This window comes from Dellaglioa sp. CoH-57-MRSF-21 (genome assembly GCF_056781915.1).
Genome location: NZ_JBXAXU010000056.1, coordinates 1 through 478, shown reverse-complemented (window position 1 = coordinate 478; position 478 = coordinate 1). Strand labels below are relative to the sequence as shown.

The 478-nt window shown below is 57.3% G+C and carries 1 protein-coding gene; it reads left to right on the top strand.

The annotated features are described in order from the left end of the window. Positions 1-478, top strand: a 478-nt coding sequence (locus AC1RPQ_RS07900) for a hypothetical protein (protein ID WP_481762246.1), incomplete at both ends; no start/stop codon positions are given.

Below are 478 nucleotides of genomic sequence, written 5' to 3'. Positions count from 1 at the left end.
GTATATGCCGTACTGAAGTCGTGTGGAACCCGGGAACTCTGGAGCAAGGCAACAGCCGCGCCAACCGCCCTGAGCTAAAGGCACAGGATCGACGACCGTTCGTTTTCTTTGACTCGTTCACCGTGGACAACACGATCGACGTGACGAAAGCTGCACGGCTCATCTCCAAGGTGATCAGCGTCGCGCAGTTCGAGAACGCGGACAATCCGCTGTACCACGAGCTACCAACGGTCCCCGTCATCAAGATGTCGCTGGATTCGTTGCTTACGTTCAATACGTGGGAGTATCAGAGCGAAGAGCGCCCGGGCCTCATGGAGTACGCCAAGGCGCTTGCCGCCTACGAAAAGGTACGTGATGAGGATTACGAACAGTATCGGAAGGCGTACATACGGAAGTACGGTGAGGGTCCTGCGATGCGCCCTATTCCGATTGCGCCGACGCCTGCCGACATGGGCATCATGGAGCATGTGCCCTACAC